The sequence below is a fragment of the Nesterenkonia salmonea genome (assembly GCF_005771525.1).
GTDB classification, from domain to species: Bacteria; Actinomycetota; Actinomycetes; order Actinomycetales; family Micrococcaceae; genus Nesterenkonia; species Nesterenkonia salmonea.
The window spans coordinates 1-600 of sequence record NZ_VAVZ01000120.1 but is presented as its reverse complement, the minus strand read 5'-3'; the positions used below and the strand labels follow the sequence as shown (position 1 = coordinate 600).

The window sequence follows — 600 nt, the reverse complement described above, 5'->3', positions numbered from 1 at the left end:
GGGAGGCGGCCCAGGGAAACAGACCAGCCGAAACGCTGATACTGCGCCCTGGGCCGACCTCACCTCGCCGGCGATGCGGTGGAGAAATGCCGCCGCCGAGTCCAGTTGGAGACCTTGGGCCACCGAGGTCGCAAGCAGGATCCGTTGTATAAGGCCCGCCGGACCCTGCTGACTGGGGCCGACCTACTCACCGATAAGCAGTACTCCCGCATCCAGGAGGTCTTCACCAGTGACGCCCACGTCGAAGTCGAAGCCACCTGGGCCTTCTATCAACACATGGTTGCCGCCTACCGCGAACCAGACCGGGCCGAAGGCAAGAACATGATGGACAACGTCATCACCAAGCTCTCCCGCGCCGTACCCAAGGCCCTGATCGAACTGACCACACTCGGGCGCACCTTGAAGAATCGGGCCACCGACATCCTCGCCTACTTCGACCGCCCCGGCACCTCGAACGGGCCCACCGAAGCGATAAACGGCCGCCTGGAACACCTGCGCGGCTCAGCCCTGGGGTTCCGGAACCTCACCAACTACATCGCCCGGTCCCTGCTCGAAAGCGGAGGATTCAGACTACAACTACACCCTGGATTGTGAAGAGCC

General features: G+C 63.2%; 1 pseudogene. It reads left to right on the top strand.

Annotated features, from left to right (window positions below):
- Positions 1-63 precede the first annotated feature (63 nt).
- A pseudogene (locus FEF26_RS15540) lies at positions 64-594 on the top strand (transposase); the annotation flags it as partial.
- Between the last annotated feature and the right edge of the window lie 6 nt (positions 595-600).